The organism is Paenibacillus sp. ACRRY (assembly GCF_022346995.1).
Taxonomy (GTDB): domain Bacteria; phylum Bacillota; class Bacilli; order Paenibacillales; family Paenibacillaceae; genus Paenibacillus.
Genome location: NZ_JAKRNM010000004.1, coordinates 486,278 through 511,593 on the forward strand (window position 1 = coordinate 486,278; position 25,316 = coordinate 511,593).

The 25,316-nt window shown below is 47.5% G+C and carries 25 protein-coding genes; 10 read left to right on the forward strand and 15 right to left on the reverse strand.

Annotation, left to right across the window (positions count from 1 at the left end):
* Positions 1-66: 66 nt before the first annotated feature.
* Positions 67-882 carry a YwaF family protein gene (locus MH144_RS18125; RefSeq protein ID WP_239302671.1) on the forward strand — a complete coding sequence of 272 codons (816 nt, stop codon included), beginning with the start codon at positions 67-69 and terminating at the stop codon, positions 880-882.
* A 99-nt stretch (positions 883-981) separates the two neighbouring features.
* Here the strand turns inward: MH144_RS18125 and MH144_RS18130 are convergent, their stop codons facing one another.
* Both MH144_RS18130 and MH144_RS18135 read right to left on the reverse strand, forming a co-directional pair.
* Entirely contained in the window at positions 982-1,776 is a 795-nt protein-coding gene (locus MH144_RS18130) for an SDR family oxidoreductase (protein WP_127538047.1), read from the reverse strand.
* A gap of 180 nt (positions 1,777-1,956) precedes the next feature.
* Positions 1,957-2,214, reverse strand: a complete 258-nt coding sequence (locus tag MH144_RS18135; protein ID WP_239302672.1) for a YqkE family protein — start codon at positions 2,212-2,214, stop codon at positions 1,957-1,959.
* Between the two features lie 127 nt (positions 2,215-2,341).
* On the opposite strand from MH144_RS18135, the gene MH144_RS18140 reads away from it, so the two are divergent.
* Positions 2,342-2,524: a hypothetical protein gene (locus MH144_RS18140; protein ID WP_239302673.1), complete on the forward strand. Its 183-nt coding sequence runs from the start codon at positions 2,342-2,344 to the stop codon at positions 2,522-2,524.
* Positions 2,525-2,672: 148 nt separating this feature from the next.
* On the opposite strand, the gene MH144_RS18145 is transcribed toward MH144_RS18140, so the two are convergent.
* The gene (locus tag MH144_RS18145) at positions 2,673-3,323 is read right to left on the reverse strand and encodes a peptidylprolyl isomerase (protein WP_239302674.1); all 651 of its coding nucleotides are present in this window, start codon (positions 3,321-3,323) and stop codon (positions 2,673-2,675) included.
* A gap of 257 nt (positions 3,324-3,580) precedes the next feature.
* Between MH144_RS18145 and MH144_RS18150 the strand changes: the two genes are divergently transcribed.
* Positions 3,581-4,813: an MFS transporter gene (locus MH144_RS18150; protein WP_239302675.1), complete on the forward strand. Its 1,233-nt coding sequence runs from the start codon at positions 3,581-3,583 to the stop codon at positions 4,811-4,813.
* A gap of 156 nt (positions 4,814-4,969) precedes the next feature.
* On the opposite strand, the gene MH144_RS18155 is transcribed toward MH144_RS18150, so the two are convergent.
* From MH144_RS18155 to MH144_RS18165, 3 genes are all read right to left on the reverse strand, one after another.
* Positions 4,970-5,149, reverse strand: a complete 180-nt coding sequence (locus MH144_RS18155) for a hypothetical protein (protein WP_183522581.1) — start codon at positions 5,147-5,149, stop codon at positions 4,970-4,972.
* A gap of 42 nt (positions 5,150-5,191) precedes the next feature.
* A complete protein-coding gene (locus MH144_RS18160; RefSeq protein WP_239302676.1) occupies positions 5,192-5,563 on the reverse strand; it encodes a hypothetical protein in 372 nt (123 codons plus the stop codon).
* A gap of 152 nt (positions 5,564-5,715) precedes the next feature.
* Complete coding sequence (locus MH144_RS18165; RefSeq protein ID WP_239302677.1) at positions 5,716-5,877, reverse strand: hypothetical protein; 162 nt, start codon at positions 5,875-5,877, stop codon at positions 5,716-5,718.
* Between the two features lie 144 nt (positions 5,878-6,021).
* Between MH144_RS18165 and MH144_RS18170 the strand changes: the two genes are divergently transcribed.
* Entirely contained in the window at positions 6,022-6,303 is a 282-nt protein-coding gene (locus MH144_RS18170) for a hypothetical protein (RefSeq protein ID WP_239302678.1), read from the forward strand.
* 203 nt (positions 6,304-6,506) lie between these two features.
* Positions 6,507-8,408 carry a sensor histidine kinase gene (locus MH144_RS18175; RefSeq protein ID WP_239302679.1) on the forward strand — a complete coding sequence of 634 codons (1,902 nt, stop codon included), beginning with the start codon at positions 6,507-6,509 and terminating at the stop codon, positions 8,406-8,408.
* 81 nt (positions 8,409-8,489) lie between these two features.
* On the opposite strand, the gene MH144_RS18180 is transcribed toward MH144_RS18175, so the two are convergent.
* Together MH144_RS18180 and MH144_RS18185 are read right to left on the reverse strand one after the other, a co-directional pair.
* Positions 8,490-8,732, reverse strand: a complete 243-nt coding sequence (locus tag MH144_RS18180) for an NHLP leader peptide family RiPP precursor (RefSeq protein WP_239302680.1) — start codon at positions 8,730-8,732, stop codon at positions 8,490-8,492.
* A 44-nt stretch (positions 8,733-8,776) separates the two neighbouring features.
* The gene (locus tag MH144_RS18185; protein ID WP_239302681.1) at positions 8,777-9,736 is read right to left on the reverse strand and encodes a hypothetical protein; all 960 of its coding nucleotides are present in this window, start codon (positions 9,734-9,736) and stop codon (positions 8,777-8,779) included.
* 223 nt (positions 9,737-9,959) lie between these two features.
* Between MH144_RS18185 and MH144_RS18190 the strand changes: the two genes are divergently transcribed.
* Positions 9,960-10,691, forward strand: a complete 732-nt coding sequence (locus MH144_RS18190) for a hypothetical protein (RefSeq protein ID WP_239302682.1) — start codon at positions 9,960-9,962, stop codon at positions 10,689-10,691.
* 125 nt (positions 10,692-10,816) lie between these two features.
* Here the strand turns inward: MH144_RS18190 and MH144_RS18195 are convergent, their stop codons facing one another.
* Both MH144_RS18195 and MH144_RS18200 read right to left on the reverse strand, forming a co-directional pair.
* On the reverse strand, positions 10,817-12,073 hold the full coding sequence (locus MH144_RS18195) for an acyltransferase (protein ID WP_239302683.1): 1,257 nt from the start codon (positions 12,071-12,073) through the stop codon (positions 10,817-10,819).
* A 121-nt stretch (positions 12,074-12,194) separates the two neighbouring features.
* Positions 12,195-13,172 carry an LCP family protein gene (locus tag MH144_RS18200; RefSeq protein WP_239302684.1) on the reverse strand — a complete coding sequence of 326 codons (978 nt, stop codon included), beginning with the start codon at positions 13,170-13,172 and terminating at the stop codon, positions 12,195-12,197.
* 181 nt (positions 13,173-13,353) lie between these two features.
* Here MH144_RS18200 and MH144_RS18205 point away from each other — a divergent pair, with 181 nt between their 5' ends.
* From MH144_RS18205 to MH144_RS18215, 3 genes are all read left to right on the forward strand, one after another.
* A complete protein-coding gene (locus tag MH144_RS18205) occupies positions 13,354-13,905 on the forward strand; it encodes an undecaprenyl-diphosphatase (RefSeq protein ID WP_239302685.1) in 552 nt (183 codons plus the stop codon).
* 216 nt (positions 13,906-14,121) lie between these two features.
* Positions 14,122-15,858 carry a methyl-accepting chemotaxis protein gene (locus MH144_RS18210; RefSeq protein ID WP_275440166.1) on the forward strand — a complete coding sequence of 579 codons (1,737 nt, stop codon included), beginning with the start codon at positions 14,122-14,124 and terminating at the stop codon, positions 15,856-15,858.
* A gap of 499 nt (positions 15,859-16,357) precedes the next feature.
* Entirely contained in the window at positions 16,358-17,149 is a 792-nt protein-coding gene (locus tag MH144_RS18215) for a C40 family peptidase (RefSeq protein WP_239302687.1), read from the forward strand.
* A 141-nt stretch (positions 17,150-17,290) separates the two neighbouring features.
* Here MH144_RS18215 and MH144_RS18220 read toward each other — a convergent pair whose 3' ends face one another.
* Entirely contained in the window at positions 17,291-18,196 is a 906-nt protein-coding gene (locus MH144_RS18220) for an ArsR/SmtB family transcription factor (protein ID WP_481857374.1), read from the reverse strand.
* Positions 18,197-18,377: 181 nt separating this feature from the next.
* Between MH144_RS18220 and arfA the strand changes: the two genes are divergently transcribed.
* Positions 18,378-19,883 (forward strand): arabinosylfuranosidase ArfA, encoded by a 1,506-nt coding sequence (gene arfA / locus MH144_RS18225; RefSeq protein ID WP_239302689.1) that lies wholly within the window; start codon positions 18,378-18,380, stop codon positions 19,881-19,883.
* A gap of 82 nt (positions 19,884-19,965) precedes the next feature.
* Here the strand turns inward: arfA and MH144_RS18230 are convergent, their stop codons facing one another.
* From MH144_RS18230 to MH144_RS18245, 4 genes are all read right to left on the reverse strand, one after another.
* The gene (locus MH144_RS18230; protein ID WP_239302690.1) at positions 19,966-20,739 is read right to left on the reverse strand and encodes an MBL fold metallo-hydrolase; all 774 of its coding nucleotides are present in this window, start codon (positions 20,737-20,739) and stop codon (positions 19,966-19,968) included.
* A gap of 107 nt (positions 20,740-20,846) precedes the next feature.
* Positions 20,847-21,347, reverse strand: a complete 501-nt coding sequence (locus MH144_RS18235; RefSeq protein ID WP_239302691.1) for a hypothetical protein — start codon at positions 21,345-21,347, stop codon at positions 20,847-20,849.
* Between the two features lie 80 nt (positions 21,348-21,427).
* Positions 21,428-23,293, reverse strand: coding sequence for an ABC transporter ATP-binding protein (locus tag MH144_RS18240; RefSeq protein WP_481857373.1), 1,866 nt, complete (start codon positions 23,291-23,293; stop codon positions 21,428-21,430).
* Positions 23,280-25,028, reverse strand: a complete 1,749-nt coding sequence (locus MH144_RS18245; RefSeq protein ID WP_239302692.1) for an ABC transporter ATP-binding protein — start codon at positions 25,026-25,028, stop codon at positions 23,280-23,282. Before MH144_RS18245 ends, MH144_RS18240 begins: the two co-directional genes overlap by 14 nt.
* Positions 25,029-25,316: the final 288 nt, after the last annotated feature.

Consider the following 25,316-nt stretch of genomic DNA (forward strand, 5'->3'; position numbering starts at 1 on the left):
ATAATTATAAAGCAATACATATCTGTAACATTAAACGGATAGACTTTCGCTTCGATTAATGCCAAAATGAAAAATATTACATTTCAAGATGTGACTGTCGGTAATGGGAAGGAGAAGAACATGGGATATCCCCAGTGGCTTGACCCTTATGATGAACGGCCTTTTATCATGTTTTCGAATCCACATATATGGGCGATGGGCTGCACGGCAATGGTGATTATCTTGCTGTATCTGTTTAGAAACCACTTGAGATCATGGCCGGAACGCACACGGAGGCTGCTGCGATTCGCTTTAGCCATCTTCATGATCGGTTGTGAAGGTCTGCTTCAGTTATGGTATGTCTACGGCGGTGTGTGGAGTGTAAGAACATCATTGCCACTGGAACTGTGCAGTCTGTCCCTTTTGTTGTCAGCCGTGCTGTTGTTAACACGCAGTCGTTTACTGCATTCGGCGTTATTATTTGCAGGGATTGCAGGAGCACTGATGGCGATCGTAACTCCCAACCTGGGTTATACCGTTCCACATTTTCGTTTTATTCAATTTTTTACGGCTCATGCCTGTATTATACTTGCGCTGCTCTATATGACCTGGGTAGAACAGCTTCGTCCAAGCTGGAGATCGGTTGTGGGTTCAATGGTTTTTGTTAATGTGGCTGCGCTGATTGTATATGGAATGGATGTGCTTTTGGAAGCCAACTATATGTTTCTTCGTCATAAACCGGAGACGGCATCTGTACTGGATCTTCTGGGACCTTACCCGTTATATATTCTTGGGGAGGAAGTACTGGCATCCGTATTGTTTTCACTAATGTACGTGCTGTTCTTTGCCATTCCGGAGCGAGTGAAGAACCGGGTGAAGAAGGAGAGAAGTTCTGCGGTGTGATTGGCAAAAGGAGAACAATGAAAATCCCGCAGTATCCTGAGGCTCAGGAGACATGCGGGATGTTTGGTTTATTGAATTCGCTACGATGGGACGGATAACTTATCCTCGAAGGAGGGATTCTGCACCATCCACGTAGATCCGTGTACCTGTGACATGGGAAGATTCGTCGGAAGCCAGGAAAAGCACCAGGTTGGCTACCTGTTCTGATGTGCCAGGTTCACCCTTGAGCGGATGCTCATGACCTTCCGGGAATTCCACGGGAATCTGTACATCCTTCAGATCATCTGAAGGATAAGTGTTGTCATCGATGTTGGTATCGATGGCACCAGGACAGACGGCGTTGACACGAATCTTGTAACGCGCCAGTTCGAGCGCAGCCATCTTCGTAAAAGCGGTTTGCCCGGCTTTGCTGGAAGCGTATGCAGAGAACCCGATACCTGAGAATACCCGGTTACCGTTAATCGAACTGGTGATGATGATGCTGCCTCCGCGGTCTTTCAGATGGGGGATGGCGTATTTGACGGTTGCAAACGTACCGCGCATATTAATCTCCATCGTTTGATCCCAGTCTTCCGGTTCCATTGTTTCAATCGGAGCCATTGTGCCGTTGATCCCGGCATTGGCGAATACAATATCCAGTTTGCCGGCTTCAGCCGCAGCCTGATTAATCGCTTTTTGCACATGGTCTGGTTTGGAGATATCACATTCGATTACATAAGCCTCACCGCCGGCCTTCTCAATGGTCTGCTTCGTTTCTTCCGCTTTCTCTGGCGTACGGTCCAGCATGTAGACTTTGGCTCCATGCTCTGCAAAACGAATCGCGGTAGCCTGCCCAATACCGGAACCACCGCCGGTTACAATCGCCACTTTTCCTTTTAAACGCTGTTCACTCATCCTGATCCCTCCACGTCCATAAGATTTCAGTGTTACTCTCTATCTCTACATACCCGGCACAAGGGAGGTGAATCAGATTCCTTCATACTTGTCCAACCCAAAAAAACAGGACCGAGAATCGGTCCTGAATCTGAGTTTGAATATGAAATGACGTCAATATGCGAATCGCATGCAGGAATGTTATTTATGTTTCTTCCAGTCCAGCGAGCTGTTATTCAATAAATACTCGAAGTCATTATCCCGACGCTTCTGTTCCGCTTTGCGAGCTTCTTCCGCCTGCTGTCGTTCCTCTTCCTTGCGCTGGGCTTCGGCAGCCTTGGCTTCATCAGCCTGAGCCTTCAGCTTCTCCAGTACTTCGCTGCTGAGCAGATCCTTCAGCGTCGTTGGTTTATCCTGAGCTGCTTTGGGAGCAGCAGGTTGTTTTTTGGATTTTGCCATGGAAAATTCTCCTCTCAAACGTAAATCAGGTTCCCTGTTTCGATCCGTAGTCATAGTATATCAGGTTCCCCGAATCCATTCCATGAAACGAGTCAAGAAAAGAAGGAAATCAGCTGTTCCGTGACGAATGAAAACGGGTATAAAATCATATAGTATTACCGATACTGCGACTATTCCCTGGAGAAAGGAGTCGTTGTTCGTGGAAGTTGACCGCAGCTTGTTGAAAGGGCTTGCATGGGGGGTTGCCTTCAGCTGCCCGCTATGGATTGCGATTATTGGCTGGTTCCGTTTGTTGGGGTGGATGTTGTGAGATCAGCGGGTTGCAGAGCTGCTGTGTATATATGTGCGTAGAGGGCTTTTTTTTAATCCTCCTATGTAAACGCTATCATTGAATAAAGCTCTGCCTTGCGTATTATCGCAAGACAGAGCTTTTGTTTGTGATGTACCTGAAGCCTTTATTACTCTGGCATTTTAACAGGTTCAGGATATTCCAGTCCATGCGTGTCCACGGTCACTTTTTTCATGACTTGATCGGTGACCGGTTTGTCACCTGCACCTATTTCCGTAGCTGCGATTCCATCGACTACGTCCATACCCTCTGTGACTTTGCCAAAGGTTGCATAAGCATTATCCAGGTAATCCGCATCAGCTAACATAATGAAAAACTGGGAACCGGCCGAGTCTAGGTTATCAGATTGACGAGCCATGGAAATAACCCCGCGAGTATGATTCAAATGGTTTTTGTGCCCGTTGGATGTGAATTCACCTTTAATGGCATATCCGGGGCCGCCTGAACCATCACCAGCTGGGTCTCCACCTTGAATCATGAAGCCTGGAATGACGCGGTGAAAGATGAGGCCATCATAGAAACCCTGATTGGCCAGTGAGATGAAATTGTAAACCGTGTTGGGCGCAATTTCCGGATAGAGTTCGATCACGATTTTTTGCCCGTCCTGCATTTCAATCGTGGCTACCGGGTTTTCACCTTCAGGCGGAGCCGGAACGGGTTCCGTGGCGCCGCTCGAAGGGCGTCCGCAGCCGCTAATAACAATAAGCAGCAGCGCCATGATCAGCGATGCAGCAGTTGTTTTTTTCCATCGTAAAGACATGAGAATGTTCCCCCTTGCATCTCTGCTTAATGTGTTTCATCGGAATTATTTTGGGATAATCCATCAACTATCATACCGTTTTTTGGGACAGGAAGGCAATCCAGGCTTTACTTTTGCAGGTACCAGGGATGGCCTTCATGGAAGCATAGGTGTAAAATAAGGAAAATGCTTCCGCAGCAGGGACGTACGGGTCTGTTCCGTCCGCTCCAAACCACGGCAGTCCCGGGCGTCAGTAAACGGAAAGGACGTGCGGGTATATGAACTTCTCGTGGAAGCGTAATCTGGTGATTTTGTGGATTGGTGTATTTTTTTGCAGCACCGCTTATTCAATCTCCATCCCGTTTTTGCCCTTGTTTCTGAGTGGCGATCTCGGCGTTCGTGATCACCTGGAGTTTTGGTCTGGGCTGGCCTTTGGCATCACGTTTCTGGCCAGTGCACTGGTGTCTCCGTTCTGGGGTTCCCTGGCAGACAAATACGGACGCAAGCCAATGCTGATCCGGTCGGGATACAGCCTTGCGGTTTTGTATTTGATCAACTACTTTGTACAGGACCCATATTCACTCATCGTAGTCCGGCTGTTTCAGGGATTGCTGGCTGGTTTCGTTCCGGCTGCCATTGCCCTTGTGGGTACGAACACGCCTGAAGCAAAGACAGGATATGCGCTGGGTATCATGTCCACGGCTGGAGCTACAGGCGGGATCATTGGCCCGCTAATTGGCGGTGTGGTGAGCCACTACTATGGCAACCGGAATGCTTTTTTATTTTCAGCCATTGTGGTGCTCGTCTCTGCGGTGATCGCAACCTTCTGGGTAAAAGAGGAGAATTTCAATCGCAACAAGCCGCGTTCCCATGTCATGGATGATATTCGTGAAGCCAGAGCGAATCGTCTGTTTATTACCGTGCTTGGCATGATGGGCATCTGTACCTTCTCCGTCATGATTCTTGAGCCGCTGCTCACGGTCTATGTCATGGAGATGGGTATTCAGCCGGACCGGGCATCACTCAGCTCAGGTATTATTTTCTCAGCGGTAGGTATAGCTACCGTCATTATGGCACCGAGATGGGGGAAGATAGGTCAGCGCATCGGTTACGGCAAAGTATTGATCATTGGACTCATCGGCGGGGCAGTGGGAAATCTGCTGCAATTTTTCACGACAGGTTATATTGGTTTTGGTGTTTTGCGGTTTGTATATGGGTTGTTCTTCGCGGCCGTGTTCCCGGCCATCAATGCCATGATTGTGCAGGCGACGGACCCGGGTTTCCGAGGCAGGGCCTTTAGCCTGAATCAGTCGGCGTCCCAGATCGGTACGATGGCAGGACCCATCATTGGTGGTATTCTTGGTGGATGGCTGCCTATTCGCTGGATTTTTATCATCAACGGACTGGCACTGTTAATCACAGCGATTGTAGCCAAATGGTCGGGTCTGGAGCATAAGCTTCCGGGTTCAGGAAAATCAGCATCGGAGAAAGCGGTAACAGCAGATCGATAGATGGATCTTAAGGGGAGAGATGGCGCTGTAGCAATACAGCAGCCATCTTTTTGATGTGACTATATATGTGGGCAAGTAATATACATTAAAAAGGGAAACCTCTTCATGAGAGATTTCCCTATTGTTCAGCCTGATGAATTACATGGCACAGTTGTATCATTCTTCAGAGTCGGATTTCTCCTTAGGAATAGCATGCTCAACAGCATCACGTTGATCCTCTTTCTCCAGAGCATCCGGAAATGAATCTTCCGTAAATAGTCCAAAATCAGGATCGATGTCCCGTTCGGTCACCAGATTATCCGGCGTCTCGACATGCTTATGGTGATCATCCTTCATTATGCTGCACCTCCTAATTCATGCAAGGGGAGTTTGCCAATCTTAACGTCTTGGAAGAATATCATCCTGCGGTTTGGCATCGGCTCCTGCACCATTGAGCAGATCGGTACCATGAAGGGCGTCCGGATCAGGTGCAGCTGGGTCAACTGGGCTATTTGGCTGCAGGAGATCGGCATCAGGTACAGATTCCAGTGCAGGTTCTGCCAGCCGTGATTCGAGCTCCTCATCCTCTACTGTCGTTGCAGCTACAGGAGGCAGGTCCGTCTCATCGGTTTCAATTCGTCTTCCGGACACTTCGTCAAATGTATCCATATCGCCCTCGGGCACTTCCGTTTCGGGCGGAATATCACGGGATCTCTGATATCGGTCATAATAACGGTCGCTTTCGTCATTACTAATCGGTCTGTCTGTCATAAGTAGCAGCTCCTTTCAGGAATTAAATGTGTTTGACTGCATGTATTTTTGTGTTGATATCTTCAAAGGTTCTTACCCCGTAGTTACCCAAACCGCAATCGTTGTAATCGTGCACGTTTTAGCATTCCCTGGGGTGCACCGAATATGAATGATTAAAATTTAGGGAATACATATTTGACGAGAAAGTACAGGAAGCCGAAAAAAATGATTACATAAGCCGCATATTTAATAAAAGTGGAGGCGACCATGCTGGAATCCGATTTTTGCTGGATATCTTTCCGTTCTACTTCTACCGTTTTGTGTGGCTCATTCATTTCAATCATCTCCTTAATAGGTGAGTGGTTTCTTTGAGGAACCATTACACCCATAGAAGCGAATTGAATCGTAGAGCAGCTGGTACAGCTTTCAAGCAAGGCCTATGTTATGATGGAGCATGATGAAACAGGGAGGGATTCCAGTTGGAATGGTATACACTTGGCAATATGATCAGTCGAATCCGAATTGGACAAAAGGCATCTACGCCCGGCTTTTCGCGTACAGTCATTCGCAGACCGGACGGTTTGTTCTGGGTTGGTGGCATATGGGCAGGACAAGTTGTCCAGCTGCGTGATTTTCTTTTTTCGGATATATGGACGATCTATGAGGATGAGGAAACGGAGCAGTGGCTGAAGTTTCGGAATGCCTATGAACGGACGGAACGCGAAATGATAGAGAACCAGTTCGAAGATTTACGCGAGTAAAACAAGTGATAACTGGATTCCTTCGTTATAAAATGGAAATAAATATATAGTTGAACTAAAATGTGATTTTTTTCGTTTGCCATTAGAAGGTGACACGTTAAATCATGGCGAATCATAAATGATAGAGTTAGGGGATAGATTCAGCATTTGGCATCATTCGAGGGTTGCTAAATGCTCAAAATATGAACTTTGAGGTGCTGTGAATGAAAAATGTGCCCAAAGCTATCATTGTCCTATGGATCAGCCTGTTATTCATCATGTATTGGCCGCAGGGAGTAGGCGCGGCAAGTGTACAGGAAGATAACAGTCCTGTCCCCATTACGACATGGGAAGTAAAATGGGGAAATGCGCACGATCAGGGGTTTATCAGCGAAGTGGGAAGACCCGATGAAGTTTGGGAGCGGCAAGGGTTGGAGAAGCCGGATTATACCACGGTTAATCCTTCTACGGAGTCACTATGGACTCGCTTGACCATTCCACAACTGAGTGAGGATAATTCCGCCATTCGTTTTGAAAATATTAAAGGTCAACATATTGTGATCTATCTTAAGGATCGCAAGGTGTATGAGAACTATCATTATAATTACGACAACAACGCGGTATTATTGCCTCTATCCATTGAAAATTCAGATGAGCAACTGTATATATGGACTGAAAATACCAACGGCCGACTCGGAATCTTCGGGACGATTGAGGTAGGCAGATATACTAATCTGCAGGAGAGATACATTCATAATGGCTTGTTGGATGTCATCTTAGGGGCAACCTTTCTGTTCACAGCCATGACCATGCTAAGCTGCACATTCTTCTTTGGCAAATTCCATAAGGGATTATGGATCTCGCTATGTGTTGTCATGGGTTCCATCGGAACGATGATCATTACGTATTCACAATTTCTGTATACGTTCTACCAGATTTACGGGGATCTATACTCCATATTGTTCGATATGGCGATGCTGGCGGGAATGCCTGCACTATGTTATTTTTTCGAACAGATTATTGGGGCGGGTCCTTATGGAATCTTCACGAAGTTAAGAAAATTCCAGCTCGTGTATTCCGGTATTGCAATCATGGCACTGCTCCTGTATTTCATCTCGAGTGGTCAATGGGACGTACTTTATGTATTTCTTGTTCAAAAGGCAATCGGCGTCATTTTGGTTATTCTGCTGACATTATTGATGATAGGCACCATATCTCAAGCACTTAGAAGAAACAAAGAAGCGATACTGCTGGCTGCAGGATACAGCACGTTTGCGCTGATCAGCGTAGCGGAATTGTTGTGGTACTATCAGCGTAATGGCACGTATCATCTGATATGGTGGAAGTGGTCGATGGTTGCTTTTATCATAGCGCTTATTGCCATTCTGGGCAGTCGTTTTGCGGAAAAGCATAGACAGGTCATTGAATACTCCAAGGAACTGGAGCTGTTCAACAATGAATTGCAGCGATCCGAGAAGATGGAGATTATTAGTGAGCTGGCCGCTTCGGTTGCCCATGAAGTTCGAAATCCACTACAGGTGACAAGAGGATTCCTACAGCTGATGACCGAACAGGAAGACAACAAAAACAAGGGGTATGTGCGAATTGCCCTCGAGGAGCTAGACCGGGCATCAGGGATCATTACGGACTTTCTGACGTTTGCCAAACCGGAGTTTGATCATATCGCTTCTCTTAATATTGCTGAAGAGTTTACGCATATTGAAGGGATTCTGGTGCCGATGGCCAATCTGGAAGGCGGTAAAATAACAACGGATATTCCGCCAGATCTCTGGATTCGTGGCAACTCCTCCAAGTTCAAACAGGCCTTTATTAATATTATTAAAAACAGTATTGAAGCTTTGCAAGGTCAGGGCCAGATTGATATATGGGCATATGCCCAAGATGGAATCATTAAAGTTCACGTTAGGGATAATGGGGAAGGCATGGATGAGGAAGCTTTGGTCCGCCTGGGAGAGCCTTACTTCTCCAACAAAATCAAGGGAACAGGACTTGGCATGATGGTAACCTTCCGAATTGTGGAAGCGATGCATGGCGAGATATCATTTACAAGCACAAAAGGGGTAGGAACGGAAGCTGTTGTATCTTTTGCCGAGTTCGTCGATTGACGGACTGGCAGAAGATACAACAGCTTTTTTGTCCTCTACCCCTTTACCTGTAATGACGGCCCGAGCCGCTAATTTGGGTGTTTAGGTTCTCCAAGGTCCGCAATTCACGTCATAATTCACCTTGGAGGGATTGGGCGGAATGACAAGAACATAATCATTCTGCTGTTCTTCTACTGTACGGATCTTGACGTTGTCCGGAATATCAATACCGAATGCATCGCGAAGTGCCTGTTTTGGATTGGAATGCAGCTGCTGTCTGAAATGTTCATCGGTCCAGGCCTTTTCAATAATATCCTCATGCAGTGTTCTCTCAGATACCATCATCGTTCAACAATCCCTTCTTATATGGAATATGAACTGTCACAGTTTCATGACTTCCCCTGTGGGTTTAAGCCATGTTCACTGATCCAGTAATGAAACCCGCCTTGATGAAGCATTTTTTTGTGCTGCTTGATTGCCTCGACAGCTTGTACAAGTGTTTGGCATAAGTGCGTATTAAAGGTCAAGAGGTGCGGAATTCCTAAGTTAGACGATGCCAGGATGTCTTGATATCGGTAAGCAATGTCTACATAAGAGTTCATGATTGGCGTGCTGTACATATTATCCCGGATACGCTCGCTTAGCGGCTGTAAAGGATAAGCTAGTTGTAGAGCAGAAGAAATATGAGAAAGGAAACTGTTGTAATTTCCCTGTGCCGCATCTTGATCCATGTCATTGAAATCATCTGTCATCTGGAGGGTCATAAGTGCGATGTTAACAGCAGAACATACGGCAATAACTCGGTCTTTTTGTTCAAGGAAAAGAAGAGCACCTGCAGCTCCAAGTTGAAGGGGGGCTGCCTTTTGGGCGATCAGAAGCGGGTTTTCCTTGAAGTAATCCAGAGACTTCTCGCCGTTAACACTAACAGCCCAGTCCGTTACATATTGTCTGAAATACGTCCAAAACAGGGAAGTCGGGCTAAATAAGTCCGAGTAGATATGCAGAGCATCCATGTAGTATAAATTACCCAAGGATAACTTCAATGTGCTGTCGTCAGGACGTTCATCCATCACTTCATCCTGATTGAGAAAATACAACATATGAATCAGACAGGCCGTGCTTAACTTGTGTGCAGTCTGTGGGGAGAGTCCGTCTGAAATCTGCATCCAGAGCGGAATAATGTAGCCAATATAACTGTGACCTGAATCGCGTAACAGGGGATTAATAGAGTGAAGTTGTTCCAGTGCATGTTCTGACAGGGATTCAGGATAGTTCTGAACCAGCTGCTCGGCAGCAGCGAACACCACCTCCAAATCGGATCTAAACGGATCAAGCCATTCTCTCCACATCGTTTCCTTACGCCCTTCCCGCAATAAAATAATTAAGGACTATTCGACTAGATCATGGAGTTATACCCAGTATAGCGGATATGAATTGAAAAAAATAGGATCTTTTGTGATGAATTGTGAAATATATGATGACTTTTTGTATTTTTATGGGATAAAAATGGGTGGATTAGGCTCAAACTAGGGGTAGACCACAGTATTTCGACATACGAAAGGCGGAAGAGAAATGAAACACCAATGGAAAACATGGCTTGCAAGCAGTTTGGCAGCCATGCTCATATTAGCAGCAACGGGAAATGCTGCCTCAGCCAGTGCGGCAGAGGAGCCTGAAGGCGCCGGAATGACGACTCCGGCAGCTTCCCAGAGTGACAAACATCCTTGTATGCAGGCAAGCCATGGATTATTTATGATTGGTGAAACTGCCGATCTGCTCGGCATTGGACTCAGAGACCTGAAGGAGCAGATGGAGCTAGGCAAGACATTGACCCAGATTGCCAAAGAGCGCAAAGGGCTAAGCGAAGAGCAGCTGCTGCAGAAGCTTAAACCATCCCTTGTGAAACGTCTGGATCAAGCTGCTGCAGAAGGCTGCTTAACCAAGGAGCAGGTCTCAGCAGCCAAGGCTGGCATGGATGAAAAGTTGAAAAAGGTCATCAATACCCCGCTTAGAGAGCTGCGTAGGGAGTTTGCAAGTCATGGAAGAAAACATCCTTCCTTGAACCACAAGGCGATTGCCCAATTTATCGGCATTACGCCGGAACAGCTTCATGAGCAGTTGAAAAGTGGCAAGTCTCTTGCTGAAGTTGCCAAAGCACATGGAATTAGTGAAACACAACTCATTGACAAGCTGAAGGAAGAGTTGACGGGTGATCTGCAGCGACTTGTGAACCATAAGGGAGGGGCACATTCCATTCCACGGGAACATGCACCAGGGCACCCGGCCTCAACTGAGTCAGATTAATCTATGTATATGCAGGGCGCCTTATCTTCCTTGGAAGAAAGGCGCCCTGTTTCTCGTAAACATAGATGTACAACGAGGTTGACTGAGGTTTACTTTTACTAGTCTATGCTATGTGATCAACCCTTCTAGCTTGTTTCGGAAGAACGGCTTGCACTTGCACTCAGCGGTGTAACAGGTCCGGCTTTAATCCGAGGCTCTACAGTATCCGAACCTTGAACAGACGAGTTCCGGCTCCGCTTACGCTGTAAACCAACCGTATAACGGGAACCCGGTAATCGGGATAGTCCATAGCTAATGGCCAGTGCTGTGGCAGTTGTCACCAGAAATGACAGCAAGGTTACCGGCAGATGCCAGCCGCCAAGCTGGAGTGGTCTGGTGAAGTAGGCGATCGCATAGATAACCAGAGCATGCACTAGATAACCGCCGAACGAATAGCGGCCGATCCAGGTGAGCGCGCCCAGGAACTTCGTTGTTTTGCCTCGTAACAGGACAAGGAATCCATATAACATGAACATCTGCGCCATAATAATAATGAACGTTGTCGGCTTCAGATATGTCGATATATTAAGATTGACAACATCCCCAGACCCTCTAAGCACATCGTAACCCAGCCAGAAGTACATGCCAATGAAAAGACTGATCATCCATGGGAGCGCACGAATGGTCCAGTTTCTCCAAGTGTCTACAGCCCAAGCGCAAACTGCCCCGAGAAAAAAGTAGAACCAGTACATCACCCAGGAGTAGGAACGATACTCCAGCAATGTCGACCAGGGCTTCGCAAGTGCCGCTGTCCAGCTGGCCATGTCGTAATAGGACCACTTCATCAGCAAGCTATACATTCCCGCTGCAAGCAGAACAAGCAATAGAACGGATTGCATGCGTGTTATTTTGGTGATTTTGGTAAGCTGGCTGTTCACGAATTGCACACCGAGCCTGAACAAAGGAAATAACACGTAAAACTGAAAAATCATGATGACAAACCAGAGATGATATCCTGTCTGAGGGATGAAAAGCTCGCGGATCAGGCTGCGTACATCCGGCGTGCCCGAGAGCCAAAATGCAGGTGTGAAAATGCGAACAGACAGCCAGTAGATCAGTGTCCAGAGAATAAAGGGCACATAAATATCACCAAATCGTTTTCGGATGAATGGACGGTATTCCGGCTTCACCTGACGATGATGATAAAAAAGCATCACACCGGACAAAAAGACAAAGGTCGGCGTTCCGAACCGGGTGAGATGATAGATCATGGTCAGCATGACGGAATCCGGCTGTTCGATATCTGAACGATAGATATATTCCGCAATATTATGCTGCATGACGATGGCGAGAAACGCGATCCCACGCAGCTGCGTCCACTCTTCTATACGCGGTTTTCCCAAGATGGCCCGCCTCCTTCCAATACACAACATCATTAAAGGGTACTATTTCAACATTAAGAGGAGATTAAATGGTGAAAATAGGATAAAAAAACGGCGGCCCTAAAGGCCGCCGCTTTTCTATTTATTGTTGCTCTGCCTGAGCATCTTCCTCGAAAAGATTTTGAATAAATGCCTGGAGTTTATTTTTGTCCACGCCCAGAACCTGAGCAGAACCTGCAAGCTCGTTGGTTAACAATTTATTAGGTGGAATCTGCTGTTTGTCCACTTCATTGACATTAATGTCAAACCCGAGCGAGGCCAGCTTCAGCATCTGTGTAGGGCTGAGGTCTGTCTCAATATATGGGGCAACCGCCTCCAGGATCTCCGGAATTTTGAAGAGGGAGGTGGTGCTTTGCAGCTTCTTGGCAAGCTCGGTCATGAAGATACGCTGCCGTTCGGTGCGTGTGAAATCGGATGTGGCATCATGCCGGAAACGAACATATTGGAGGGCCGTTTTGCCGTCCATGTGCTGAAGTCCCTTTTTGAGATCAATGTCATACATATGTTTGTCAGCTTTGCTGGTGTAGTACATGTCTTTTTCCACATCAATATCAATGCCGCCTACAGCATCGACAAGGGCCATGAAGCCGATGAAGTCCGTATATACGTAATGCTGAATCGGAATGCCAAGCAGATTGCTTACCGTTTGTTTGGTCAATTCAGCGCCCCCGTAGGAAAAAGCTGCGTTAAGCCGGCTTTTGCCATGCCCAGGGATATCCACATATGTATCTCGCAGGACAGAGAATAAATGCGCCCGTTTGGACACAGGATCAATGGAAGCCACCATGACCGAATCTGAGCGCCCTGCATCATCCCCTCTGGAGTCACCCCCGAGAAGCAGGATGTTAACGCGTTCCTTGCCTTCCCACTTGGGAATTGGTGTTGTTGTAGTGTCCGTACCAAGGTCTGCTTGAGAATTGGATGTGGACGATGAGGAGGTACCTGAAGCGGTTGAGATGCTATTGGCAAAGTGTACAATGGAATATCCGTAATATACGAGGACGCCTGTTACGGCAAGTGCCAGGGTCAGGGTTGTCCCCCACAACCATTTTTTAAGCATAATCTTCACCTTTCTATTGTTGAACTGATATGTAACCCAGACTATTTTAACAAAAAGTAAGGAGAATGTCCCCTTTGATTTCGAATATTCGGTCAGTCGGTGCATTGTTTGACAAATAGTTGGTGGGTATTATAGTGTAAAAACGAATCACGTTTTATGTCATGGAGGTATTAACGCAATTATGAATCAATCTGTTTTTAACTGGATCAACCAGTTTGCGGACCGGGTTCCGCTTCTGGACTGGTTTATGATCACTTCAGCAGAATATGCCGTGTGGATTATGATTGCCCTTCTGGTTATTGTATGGTTCCTGGGTAATCCGGCCAAGCAGCGTATTGTTTTTTATGCATGTGTAGCATCTATTGTGGCTCTTGTCCTTGCCAAGTGGGGCATTTCTCCAGCCGTTGGTCATCCAAGACCATTTGTGGATGGGAACGTACATCAGCTGGTGCCGCATGTACCGGATCCATCTTTTCCAAGCAAGCATGCTTCGTTTGTCTTTGCACTTGCTGCCGCTTCGTTTTTCATCGGACGTCGTTTCGGATGGTGGATGCTGCTGCTTGCCGTGCTGACTGGGGTATCGCGTGTATATGTAGGAGTTCATTATCCGGGAGATATTCTTGGTGGATTCATTTTGGGCAGTCTGGTCAGTGTCATTCTGATCACAACGCGTAACTATACGAAGTCAGTTCCTGATTTCTTTATCCATATCCATCGGAGAGTTTTCCGTTAGAATAGCACTTATGATGTGGGGACGAGGATTAGACGATATATACATGAAAGTCTTGAGTTTTTGGCTGTGCCAAAGACTTGAGGCTTTTTTTTGTTTTTATATCGAAGTTACATGAAATTGATGAAAATTAAATTTCGAATATCTACAATTCGTGTCGATAGGTGTCGATATATTATTCATACGTATTGGTTAATGGCCAAGTTGGGAGTGGGGAATATGAAAAGCACGCGGGGAAACGCGTTGGGGAAATTAAAGTTGACGATTCGCATGAAATTGTTGACGGGGTTTATGATTGTGGTAGCAATGCTTGCCTTTGTAAGTAGTTACGCCTTGATTCAAATCTATGATATGTCCAATACTTCGGAAGAGATCGACCAGTCGTGGATGCCGAGCGTTAGCCTTCTCGGGATGATGAATGGTGACGTTTCAGACGTGGAGCGTCAGGCTCTTGCTGCCATTGTTGAGACGGATGAGAATTCAATCGCAGAGATAAGTGAATCTTTAGAGCAGCTTCAGGTCAAGATTGAGGATGAGCGAAAACAACTGCTAGAGCTTATTAAGGGTAGTGACGAAGCGATGGCACTGTATGATAAATTCAGCACAAACTACGATTCATACTTGGCCAAAATGCCTGAGTTTGTCGAACGGGGTATGGCTAACGACTTTGATGAAGCCAGCAGGCTACATTCAGAGGCATTTCCATTATGGGATACAGCCAATGATACCATTGCGCAGCTGATTACGATGAGTAATGAATTAGCAGGACAAGCGACAGCTGAGTCGCTGGAAGAAGCAAATAGCGCATTTATTATCATTTTGGTGGTAACGATTATTGCCTTCCTGATTGCACTCTTTATTGCTTTCTTCATTGCAAGCATCATCTCGAGACCAATTAAGAAGATGAACGAATCGGCAATGTTGATTGCAAACGGTGATCTAACGGGCGAAATGATCACGCTGAAAAACAAGGATGAGCTTGGCACGCTGGCTGCTTCCTTCAATACCATGACGGGCAACTTGCGTGCGATGATTCAGTCCGTATCTGTGACTTCCGAGCAGGTAGCTGCTTCTTCGGAAGAACTGCTGGCGAGTGCCGAGCAAAATACGCAAGCATCGGAGCAAATCTCCGCAACCGTAGAACAGCTGGCTGTGGGCACATCTGACCAGGTGAATATCGTGAAACGTTCTTCCCAGGCAATGAGCGAAATGGCCATTGGTTCAGAACAGATTGCAGAGCTTGCTCAGAGTGTATCCGTATCTGCTGTAGATGCAGCGAATCAATCGGCTGAAGGGAATATGATTATCCAGCAGGCTGTGGATCAAATGGGATCGGTTCGTACTTCCATTGCTTCACTTACGGAGCTCGTAACCGGGCTTGGAGAACGTTCTGCAGAGATTGGCAGCATCACGGAAGTCATTAACAATATCGCTCGTCAAACCAACCTTCTCGCTTTGAATGCTGCGATTGAGGCTGCACGTGCAGGTGAACACGGACGAGGTTTCGCCGTTGTTGCCGGAGAAGTTCGTAAATTGGCCGAAGAATCATCGGAATCCGCACAGAAAATCACGGACCTGGTGCAGCTCATTCAGAATGACACGAACCATGCGGTACAGGCAGTGAAAGTGAACAGCAGTGAAACCGAAGCCGGAATAGAGATGGTAACTGCGGCAGGACAAGCCTTTGAGCAAATCTCAGAAGCAGTGAACAAGGTCGCTGGTGAAATTCAGGAAGTATCTGCCGGATCGGAAGAAATGTCAGCAAGCACGGATGAAGTGGTTCGATATGTGGATCAAATCTCCAATATTGCGGAAGAAGCATCAGGCGGGGTACACAATGTATCTGCGGCAACCGAAGAACAGCTGGCTTCCATGGAAGAGATTGCATCCTCGGCTGGTTCTCTCTCCAAAATGGCAGAAGAGTTGCAAGAACAGATCAATAAATTCAAAGTATAGAACATTCGAGAGACTGTTACTTCAGGCGCGAGCAGCGTCAGAAGTAACAGTCTTTTTTTTGTACTCTGGGCTGGACATGCCTTGTTAAAAGTAAGGCAGAGGGGGCGATCATTTGAAACCACTTGGTACAAAATAGGCGAATTGAAGCTGATTCTTGCTTTTTTAACAGGTAGTAATGTTTACCACTTATGGAATATGTGATTTTAATTGTAGGTCTAATGACCTATTACCTGATTTGGTGAATCTATAGGACTGTAATAGCTGGAAACGAGGTGGTATCAAATAGTTACAATATTTTAACCTTTAGAACATGCTTAATATTCATGCTGTTTTTCAAGTTGATGCCGGTTTAACTCCTGATCCTTAGTACTCAATAAGCCTGAGGTGAATACAGGACTTTGGTCTGATGATCACGATGGACAGCCCGTTTACAATGGGGCAAGCCCGGAGAGAACGAAGCCAGGTTAAAATTCTGTAACATCAGGGGGAACACGACATCATGAACTGGAAAAGTAAAATCATTACCGCGAGTCTAACAGCAACGATGCTGATGGGAAGTCTGACGACAGGAGCACTAACGGCACCGGTATCCGCAGCAACGGCCGAAAACGCCAAACTGAAAGTGATCTGGGGAGTTAACATGCGTACTTCACCATCATCTTCTGCGAGTGTTGTTCGTATGGTGGGCAAAGGGGAAACCATTACCGTACTTCAGAAATCTGGATCAGCATGGTATAAAGTAAAAGATTCCAGCAACCGGACAGGATACATATCCTCTTCTTCTAAATACACAAAAGCCGTTAGCGGCAGCACAACGACATCGGGTTCCAGCAGCACTTCTGTAACAGGCAGCGCAGCTGTGGAGAAAGTTATTGCTGCTGGCATGAAATATTGGGGAACGCCTTATGAGTTCGGAGCGAGCAGAAACAGTACGGCTACGTTTGACTGCTCCAGCTTTGTCCGCCAGTCATTTATCGATGCACTCGGGATCAAGCTTCCTGCAGATTCACGTCAGCAGGGGACTTATGTAAAAGGCAAAGGTACCGTTCAGACGGATTGGAAAAAACTCAAGCGTGGGGATTTGATGTTCTTTATGTCGTATAAAGGTACGAAAGCTTCCTCTTATGCTGGAGTTAACAAGTCTACGGCAAGAATTACGCATGTCGGAATCTATCTTGGCGACGGAAAAATATTGCACACCTATTCCAATGCTGGTGGCGGAGTAACGACCAGTGACATCTCAGGCAAGCACTGGGAATATCGCTTCCTGTATGGCGGAAGTGCACTGTAAAGCTTGTTATTCATTATAGTTACTGGGCTCAATTCGAATTCGAATAAACCGAGTGACGGGAAACCTGGATACAACAAAAAGACCTTCCATCATCGCCGAATAGGCAGATGGAAGGTTTTTGGTTTTTTTATTTTAAGAGCTCTAATCCTGGTAGTAGAGACGGAACAGTATATCCTGATTATAATTGCCGAATCCCTCACCGTATAAGGTAAGACCTCCTACATGCTGGGCATCTTCTTCTACCGACAACCGCAATGTCCATTGATTGCGCTCGACCGGAATATCCGCGAGTGTTACTTCAGAGACGCGCTGTCCATCAATAAACGTACCTTCCTGTGTGATCCGCAGCACTTTCAGCATGCCGTACTGATTGACACTTTCACTCCACCAGTCTGGCGTAAATACACCGCGGCCGTTCCCCGAATCACCTGGGCTAGTCCATTCACCGACCTGTATTCCGTTGAGCATAAAGGTAATATCGGAGGGCCAATTCGGATTGACCGAAGGCGCCTCTGAACCGATCTCCAGCGATAATTCAATCGAGTTGATCTGTTGTCCCGACAAGAGGTAATTTGGAATTTTGTATTCCACAAATCCGCGCCCGAACCAGAGAATATTGGCATGCATCCGCTCAGGATCCAGGAAGTACCGCGGGTCATCATATTGCCCGATCACATGATTGACTGTAGCCAGGCCGCAGGTGGGATAGACGTCAAAGTGGGTATAGTGCCCGACGGGCACAGCAACCTCATGCACCTTGCTCGACGTACCGGTTTCCTGCGGCATGGAGATGCCGATCCAGTCAATCGCAAGGCTGTTCATTTTGTGGGTACCGCCGTCCTTACGGACCATCTTGGATTGAATGATGCCGACATCCTGCAGCTTGCGAACGTGCATCGTTACGATGGCACTGCTTAGTCCAAGTGAGGCGGCGATATCTTTTACGTTCATCGGGTTCTCGGCAACAAGTCGTATAATCTGCAAGCGCACTTCACTGGCAAGTGCTTCATATAAGGGTAGCCATTCGGTATCCGTATTTGCTCTAATCACTTTGGTTCCTCCATTATAGAATATAGAATTAAGTTAAACATAAATCCATCAAAAAGAATAACATTTTTAAAAATTCAGGTTGAAATTAGGGCTATAATCGATTTTAATATAAATATGAACGTTGATCCATAGATTATAAATTAATTTTTATATTAATCTTAAGGAGCTGAACTTCACGATGGTAAAAGCGAAAATGACGGTAGACAAGGATTTCACGATTGGTGTAGTCGATAAACGTTTATACGGTTCATTCATTGAGCATCTGGGACGCGCCGTATACGGTGGTATTTATGAGCCGGGGCATTCCTCTGCGAACGAAGCGGGATTCCGTACGGATGTGCTGGAGATGGTCAAGGAGCTGCAAGTGCCGATTGTGCGCTATCCTGGGGGGAACTTTGTATCCGGTTACAATTGGGAAGATTCCGTAGGACCCGTGGCAGAACGTAAACGCAGACTTGAGCTGGCTTGGAGAACCATTGAGACCAATGAATTCGGTTTCAACGAGTTCGTGGATTGGTCCAAACTTGCCAATTCCGAAGTCATGATGGCCGTCAATTTGGGGACACGGGGCGTAGATGCAGCCCGGAACATCGTGGAGTACAGCAACCATCCGGAAGGTTCGTATTATAGTGATCTGCGGATCAAGCATGGTTACAAGGAGCCGCATGCGGTCAAAACATGGTGCCTCGGTAACGAAATGGACGGCCCATGGCAGATCGGTCACAAAACGGCAGAAGAGTATGGACGGGTTGCCCTGGAAGCAGCGAAAGTCATGAAATGGACTGATCCAACCATTGAGCTGGTTGCCTGCGGAAGTTCGTCACTGGGCATGCCAACGTTCCCGGAATGGGAAGCAACTGTGCTGGATCATACCTATGATCACGTAGAATACTTGTCACTCCATCAGTATTATGGCAACGCGGATGATGATACACCTACGTTCCTGGCGCGTTCGCTGGAGATGGATCAGTTTATTGAGACCGTCATGGCAACCTGTGATTATATCAAAGCGAAGAAGCGCAGCAAGAAAACAATGTATCTGTCCTTCGATGAGTGGAACGTATGGTACCATTCCAATGAAAGTGATAGAAAGCTGGACCCGTGGCAGATTGCACCTCCACAGCTTGAGGATGTATACAATCATGAAGATGCGTTGCTTGTGGGCTGTATGCTGATTAGCATGCTGAAGCATGCGGATCGCGTGAAGATGGCCTGCCTCGCACAATTGGTCAACGTTATCGCGCCGATCATGACGGACACAGGTGGTGCTGCCTGGAGACAGACCATTTTCTATCCATTCATGCACGCTTCCGTTTTTGGACGTGGAACAGCACTTGTGCCATTGATTCAATCAGCGAAATACGATACAAAACAAATTACGGATGTGCCGTACCTGGAAGGGATTGCGGTACATAATGAAGAGCAGGGTGAAGTAACTGTATTTGCCGTGAACCGTCATCTGGAGGATTCTCTCCAGCTTGAAGTCGATCTGCGCAGCTTCGGACAATGCAGCCTGCTGGAGCATATCGTACTGGAAAGTGATGACCTCAAAGCCGTAAATACGGCTGCACAACCGAATCGGGTGGCTCCACATAACCGCGGCGGGGCAGAAGTGTCGGGCACGCTGGTTACTGCAAGTCTGGCGAAGGCGTCCTGGAACGTGATTCGTTTGAAAATTCAATAAAAATAAGTGTAATTGAAGAAAAGGATGTTTCCGCCATTACGTGACGGGAACATCCTTTTTCTACTATTCACATTAACGCTTGTTACACCAGCTCCGATTTTGAATCAAATACGAAACTTTCGCCATCCCGGGGAATGAGAACCTGCCAGTCCAAATGTTCGGAAGCCAGATAACTGGCCAGATCTGTGCGGGACATCATGCAATGATTAATGGCATCCATATGAACGGCGATAACATGTGCATCCGGTGCATGCCGTTTCACTGCAGCTACATCCGGTCCGTTCATGGTGATGGGATCCCCCTGATTAAAACGGGCACCCCCTGCGTTCACAACGATCACTTCCGGTTGATATCGCTCTATAGCCTCGGCGGGTTCTTCGCACCAGATCGTGTCCCCGGCAATATACGATACGGGTTCAGCATCGGCCTCAAGTACAAAACCGGACACCTTGCCCATCCGTTCTACGATTTCCCCTGTGCCATGCTGGCCTGAAGTTCGTGCAAAACGCACGGAATGGAACTCATATTTCTCATCCACCGCATGAACGCTCGTAAAACCGGCTTCTATAAATACGTTCTCATCACCAGGCTGACACAGCAAAGGCACATCCTTGCGGAGCCGTTCCGCTGCGGCTGCATCCCAGTGATCGATGTGGGTATGGGTAACAATCACCACATCCGGATTGGTGTAATCGGTCTCTGTTTCCGGCAAGGCAACTCTCGGATTACGTAGATCATTAGGTGTGTTGGGAAAAGCAGGCATCTCTTCAGGATCCATCAACATTGGATCAACCAGGATATTCAGATCGGCATATTCAAGCCACAGGGTGGCATGACGAATCAATTGAATTTTCATTGCATCTGCACTCCTTCAAGATAGGTATATATTCTCCTATATGGTATACAACCCGTTTTTGCGTTAAATAACACGCATAATGAAGAACAGAATGAGAGAAGTAAGCTTCAAGTATCTCGTTGTTGGTTTTCGCGCAGGTTCAATTGCAGCAGAATTTCGGCTCGGAGCAATTCTTTGGAGGTAAGTAAATGGCCGGTCCGGATGTGAAGCCGTTTACCATCCTTCAGATGCAGGGCGAGCATGGGGCCGGGGGACAACATCCAACTGCTGGCCCCGAATGATGCAAGTTCTATATGATGAATTTTATGCCAAGAAACGGTCCTTCCCTGTGTAACGAGCGCTTCATCATTCCATGATAATAACACGGTGGATCGTCTGGTTAATCCAGATACAAACTGGAAAAATAGTGGACCCACGATCCACATGCCAATAATGGCAGCAATCGTGTAGGGCAATGTCTGCAATTTCCCTGCGTATTCAACATAATTGATCCAGAGTAGAGCTACACATAACATTAGAAATATAAGACACAATGCGCTTTTCCAGAGCACAGTGCTCCGGCGATAGCATAAATGCTGATCACCAAACTCAGCTGGTTCACGTTGCAAATGTCACTCCTCCTTATTATCATCTGCTCCAAAAACAAATCATGCCGCACTGCAGCGCAGGCGGCACATATTGGCATTCATTACCCCGAAATTGCCGTGTCCCCACCGGTCTCCCGTGCATGGGCGTACAGATCGGCGTAGATGCCTTCGGCTTCGATCAGATGCTGATGCGAACCTTCCTCGACAATTTCGCCATGTTCCATGACCAGAATCCGGTCTGCGTGCATGACGGTAGACAGGCGATGTGCAATGACAATCGTGGTTCGACCCTGAGATACCGTTTCCAGTGCCTGCTGCACCAGCTGCTCGGTATGGGAATCCAGATTGGCGGTTGCCTCATCTAGAATGAGTATACGGGGCTGGGATACGACAATGCGGGCAAAAGAGATTAACTGACGTTCCCCGGCAGACAGACCGCTACCGCGTTCCGAGAGGCGGGTATCGTATCCCTGCGGCAGTCGTGAGATCATGGCATGTGCCCCGACAAAACGGCAGGCTTCGATTGCCTGTTCTCTCGTAATATCCTCCCGAAACATGCGGACATTGTCAATAATGGAGCCTGAGAACAGAAAAGGTTCCTGCTGAATAAGCCCCACAATACGGTGCAGCTTGGCCTGAGGCAGCTGTCTGATATCCGTGCCGTCGATTTCAATGCTGCCTTGATTGACATCGTAGAACCGATTGAGCAGGGAGATCAGTGTGCTTTTGCCAGCTCCCGTTGTACCCACAATGCCGACCATTTCCCCTGGATAGAGGTGCAGATTCAGATGCTGAATGAGTGGACGGTCTGCTCTGTAGCCGAATGACACATCGTTAAAATCAATTTGTCCCATCACGTCCCGGGGGTTAAGTGAAGAGGCGGTCTCTGCTTTTGGATCTGCGACCTCGGGTTTGGTATTCAGAATGTTCCAGATCCGATCCATGGATACGGTAGTGGACTGGAACGTATTCCATTGCATCGTAATCTGGTTGATCGGCTGGAAGAACTGGCGGATGTAGCTGATAAACGCATAAAGCACACCGACCTGCAGCGATTCACCCAGCACGGCGCGTCCGCCAAGCCATACCATCATCACCAGGGCGGCGTTACCCAGAATGTCAAACGTCCGGTTGAAGATGACATTGGAACGGGCCTGTGTAATGTTGGCCTTCAAATGTAACTTGTTTTGCTCTGTAAAGCGTTTCTTCTGCTCTTCCTCCTGGTGAAAAGCCTGAATCAGAAACATGCCGGACAGGTTTTCTGCGGTAAAGGCAATCAGGCGGGAGAGACGGGTACGTGCATTTTGATAGGCCTGGCGCAGCTTGCTGCGAAACAGGATCGCCACAATGGCGATAACGGGCAGTACAATCAGCGAGTAACCTGCGAGCACCGGATCAAGCTGGAACATGAAGAAGATAATGAGCACCAGCATCATGCCATCCCGAATCAGACTGAGCAGAACCTGGGTGAAGAAACTGCTGATCGTCTCCGTATCGCTGGACACATTCGTGACCAGACTCCCGATATGGAAGCGGTCGAAGAAGGACATGGACATTTTGGAGATGTGCCGGAAGAGATCTTTGCGAATGCGGGAGACGATGTTCTGACCGACATGCTGCAGCAAGTTGTTTTGTATATAGGTAAAAATAAAGCTGATTACAGCCAGTGCCAGATAAACGGCAGCCAGCTTTACAAGAAATCCCACGCTGGTCTGGCCGATCGCCAGATGATCATCAATGGCGATTTTGACCAGATACGGCTGGAGCAGGTCGGCGGAGATCCCGAGCAAGGAGCATAAAAAGATGCCCAAAAAAGCAAATCGATGAGGTTTGGCGTAGCTCATCATCGCTTTAAACGATGAACGCTTGCTGAGTTCTTGCTCTGTGCCCGAACCAGTATTGTTCCCGGATGAGGTCTGAGGTACGGGGTTCGCTTCGGTATGGGCGCCAGTCTTATGATCCTTCATGATGCAATCCCTCCTCCTGCAAACGGTAGGTCGCAGCATACAGGCCCTCTGCGGCCATCAATTGCGAGTGCGTGCCTTGTTCAGCGATATATCCCTCATCCAGCACAATAATTTCATCCGCGTGACGGACGGCGCTGATGCGATGGGAGATAATCAGGGTAGTTTTGCCTTTGCCAATCTCCCTCAGGCTTCGCAGAATGCCGCTTTCCGTGACAGCATCAACTGCACTCATACTGTCGTCGAGAATGAGGACCTGAGCCTTTTTGATCAGTCCCCGAGCCAGGCTGGTTCGCTGACGCTGACCGCCGGACAATGTTAGTCCACGTTCACCGAGCAGTGTGTCGAACTGATCCGGGAAGCGAATAATGTTATCGTAGATCATCGCCTGCCTTGCACTGCGTTCCACGGTATCCAGCGGTACTTCCCGGTCACTGAATGCGATGTTGTCACGAATGGTGGTGCTGAACAGGAAACCATCCTGCGGGACATAGGCAATGCGGGAACGAAGACTTTCCAGCGACAGCTGCCGAATGTCTGTGCCATTCATACGAATCGTGCCTTCAGGCGGTTCATATGTACGAAGCAGCAGTTTGACCAGGGTGCTTTTGCCTGAGCCGGTTTTGCCCACGATGCCGACGGTCTGTCCTGCCCCAATCTTCAGACTGATGTGCTTAAGTGCAGAAGCTGAGCTCCCGGGGTAGGAGAAGGACAAGTCTTCAATGGTAATGTCATTCACGGCATTCAGTGTTTTGGCCCCGGGAACTTCCCTTACATCCGGTTTTTCTGTCAGCAGATCATTAACCCGTTCGAGGGACGCTCCCGATCGCTGCATGGTATTAATGACATTGCCAATCTGCTGAAGGGGTCCCATGATGATTCGCAAATATAGCGTCAACGCGACAAAGCTTCCGAGTGTAATTGAATTTTGCATCGTCAGAATACCGCCGACAAGCAGGGAAACAACGAGCGATATGGCTCCAAGCAATGGCAGCAGCGCTTGAAACAGGGAAGAGAGGCGAACGAGTCGCAATTGCTTTTCCTTAATGGCATCTACAGTTGCGCCGAATCGTGCACGGGCACCGTCTTCAATGGCAAACGTCTTCGTCACGCGAATTCCGCCGAGCTGCTCTTCCGCAGATTCGGTCATGCTCGCAAGAGCGTCCTGTACATCACGAGAGCGCTTGCGAATGCGTGGGCCAAAAAACACAACCAGAAAGGGTATGGCCAGCAGGGGGACGATACTGATTAGAATCAGGCTCATTGGAATTCCGCTAAGCAGCATCATGACGATACAGGAGATCAGCAGGAATGTGGCATTTGTCATCATCGTCACCCCGTTGGAAATGGCTTCGCGTACGGAGGTAACGTCATTCATCACATAGCTGAGCAGTTTCCCGTTTCCCTGCTTGGAAAAATAGTGCTCGCTTAATTCGGAAAACTTGCCGAAAATGCGTTCGCGCGTCATGAATTCGAAGCGACGTCCAAGTCGCATAATCATGAACTGTCCTGTTCCGAAGAGAAGATTGTAGGCGATGGCTATGGCCAGAAGCCACAGGCTGTAACGGATGACCGTATTCATTTGGAGCGTATTCTGCATGAGCTGGTCCGTGAAACTGCCCAGAATACGGGGCAAAGAGGCCTGACCGACATTGGAGGCAATGATCAGCACAACGGCAGTCAGATACACGGGCCAGTTGGTGACGACATAGCTTCGAAGCAATCCTGTCTTGGACATATCTCGGGTTCTCCTTTGTTCAGGTGGAAGTTAGGTAAGGTACGGAGGCAAGAAAAGGGCCGACACCTGAAATTAGCGCGTCGTGCCCTCTTACTTTATGCGATCCAGTTTGCTATTTATCCGTCAATGAATGATTTCTTCTTTTCTTATTTTTGCGCTAATTCGAATCATTGTCAACGAAGCCGGGAAGAAGGGCATGAAAGTGAAAGTTCGCAGGCCATGCAGACATGTATATGTAGTTTTTTGCACAAGATTACCCTAATGTCGAATTCTCTGAAACATTTTCTG

Excerpts from the sequence above, each read along its gene's own strand:
- MH144_RS18125 (WP_239302671.1), top strand. The coding sequence starts at position 67 with ATGAAAAATATTACATTTCAAGATGTGACTGTCGGTAATGGGAAGGAG.
- MH144_RS18130 (WP_127538047.1), bottom strand. The coding sequence starts at position 1,776 with ATGAGTGAACAGCGTTTAAAAGGAAAAGTGGCGATTGTAACCGGCGGT.
- MH144_RS18135 (WP_239302672.1), bottom strand. The coding sequence starts at position 2,214 with ATGGCAAAATCCAAAAAACAACCTGCTGCTCCCAAAGCAGCTCAGGAT.
- MH144_RS18140 (WP_239302673.1), top strand. The coding sequence starts at position 2,342 with ATGAAAACGGGTATAAAATCATATAGTATTACCGATACTGCGACTATT.
- MH144_RS18145 (WP_239302674.1), bottom strand. The coding sequence starts at position 3,323 with ATGTCTTTACGATGGAAAAAAACAACTGCTGCATCGCTGATCATGGCG.
- MH144_RS18150 (WP_239302675.1), top strand. The coding sequence starts at position 3,581 with ATGAACTTCTCGTGGAAGCGTAATCTGGTGATTTTGTGGATTGGTGTA.
- MH144_RS18155 (WP_183522581.1), bottom strand. The coding sequence starts at position 5,149 with ATGAAGGATGATCACCATAAGCATGTCGAGACGCCGGATAATCTGGTG.
- MH144_RS18160 (WP_239302676.1), bottom strand. The coding sequence starts at position 5,563 with ATGACAGACAGACCGATTAGTAATGACGAAAGCGACCGTTATTATGAC.
- MH144_RS18165 (WP_239302677.1), bottom strand. The coding sequence starts at position 5,877 with ATGAATGAGCCACACAAAACGGTAGAAGTAGAACGGAAAGATATCCAG.
- MH144_RS18175 (WP_239302679.1), top strand. The coding sequence starts at position 6,507 with ATGAAAAATGTGCCCAAAGCTATCATTGTCCTATGGATCAGCCTGTTA.
- MH144_RS18180 (WP_239302680.1), bottom strand. The coding sequence starts at position 8,732 with ATGATGGTATCTGAGAGAACACTGCATGAGGATATTATTGAAAAGGCC.
- MH144_RS18185 (WP_239302681.1), bottom strand. The coding sequence starts at position 9,736 with ATGTGGAGAGAATGGCTTGATCCGTTTAGATCCGATTTGGAGGTGGTG.
- MH144_RS18190 (WP_239302682.1), top strand. The coding sequence starts at position 9,960 with ATGAAACACCAATGGAAAACATGGCTTGCAAGCAGTTTGGCAGCCATG.
- MH144_RS18200 (WP_239302684.1), bottom strand. The coding sequence starts at position 13,172 with ATGCTTAAAAAATGGTTGTGGGGGACAACCCTGACCCTGGCACTTGCC.
- MH144_RS18205 (WP_239302685.1), top strand. The coding sequence starts at position 13,354 with ATGAATCAATCTGTTTTTAACTGGATCAACCAGTTTGCGGACCGGGTT.
- MH144_RS18210 (WP_275440166.1), top strand. The coding sequence starts at position 14,122 with ATGAAAAGCACGCGGGGAAACGCGTTGGGGAAATTAAAGTTGACGATT.
- MH144_RS18215 (WP_239302687.1), top strand. The coding sequence starts at position 16,358 with ATGAACTGGAAAAGTAAAATCATTACCGCGAGTCTAACAGCAACGATG.
- arfA (WP_239302689.1), top strand. The coding sequence starts at position 18,378 with ATGGTAAAAGCGAAAATGACGGTAGACAAGGATTTCACGATTGGTGTA.
- MH144_RS18230 (WP_239302690.1), bottom strand. The coding sequence starts at position 20,739 with ATGAAAATTCAATTGATTCGTCATGCCACCCTGTGGCTTGAATATGCC.
- MH144_RS18240 (WP_481857373.1), bottom strand. The coding sequence starts at position 23,293 with ATGAAGGATCATAAGACTGGCGCCCATACCGAAGCGAACCCCGTACCT.
- MH144_RS18245 (WP_239302692.1), bottom strand. The coding sequence starts at position 25,028 with ATGTCCAAGACAGGATTGCTTCGAAGCTATGTCGTCACCAACTGGCCC.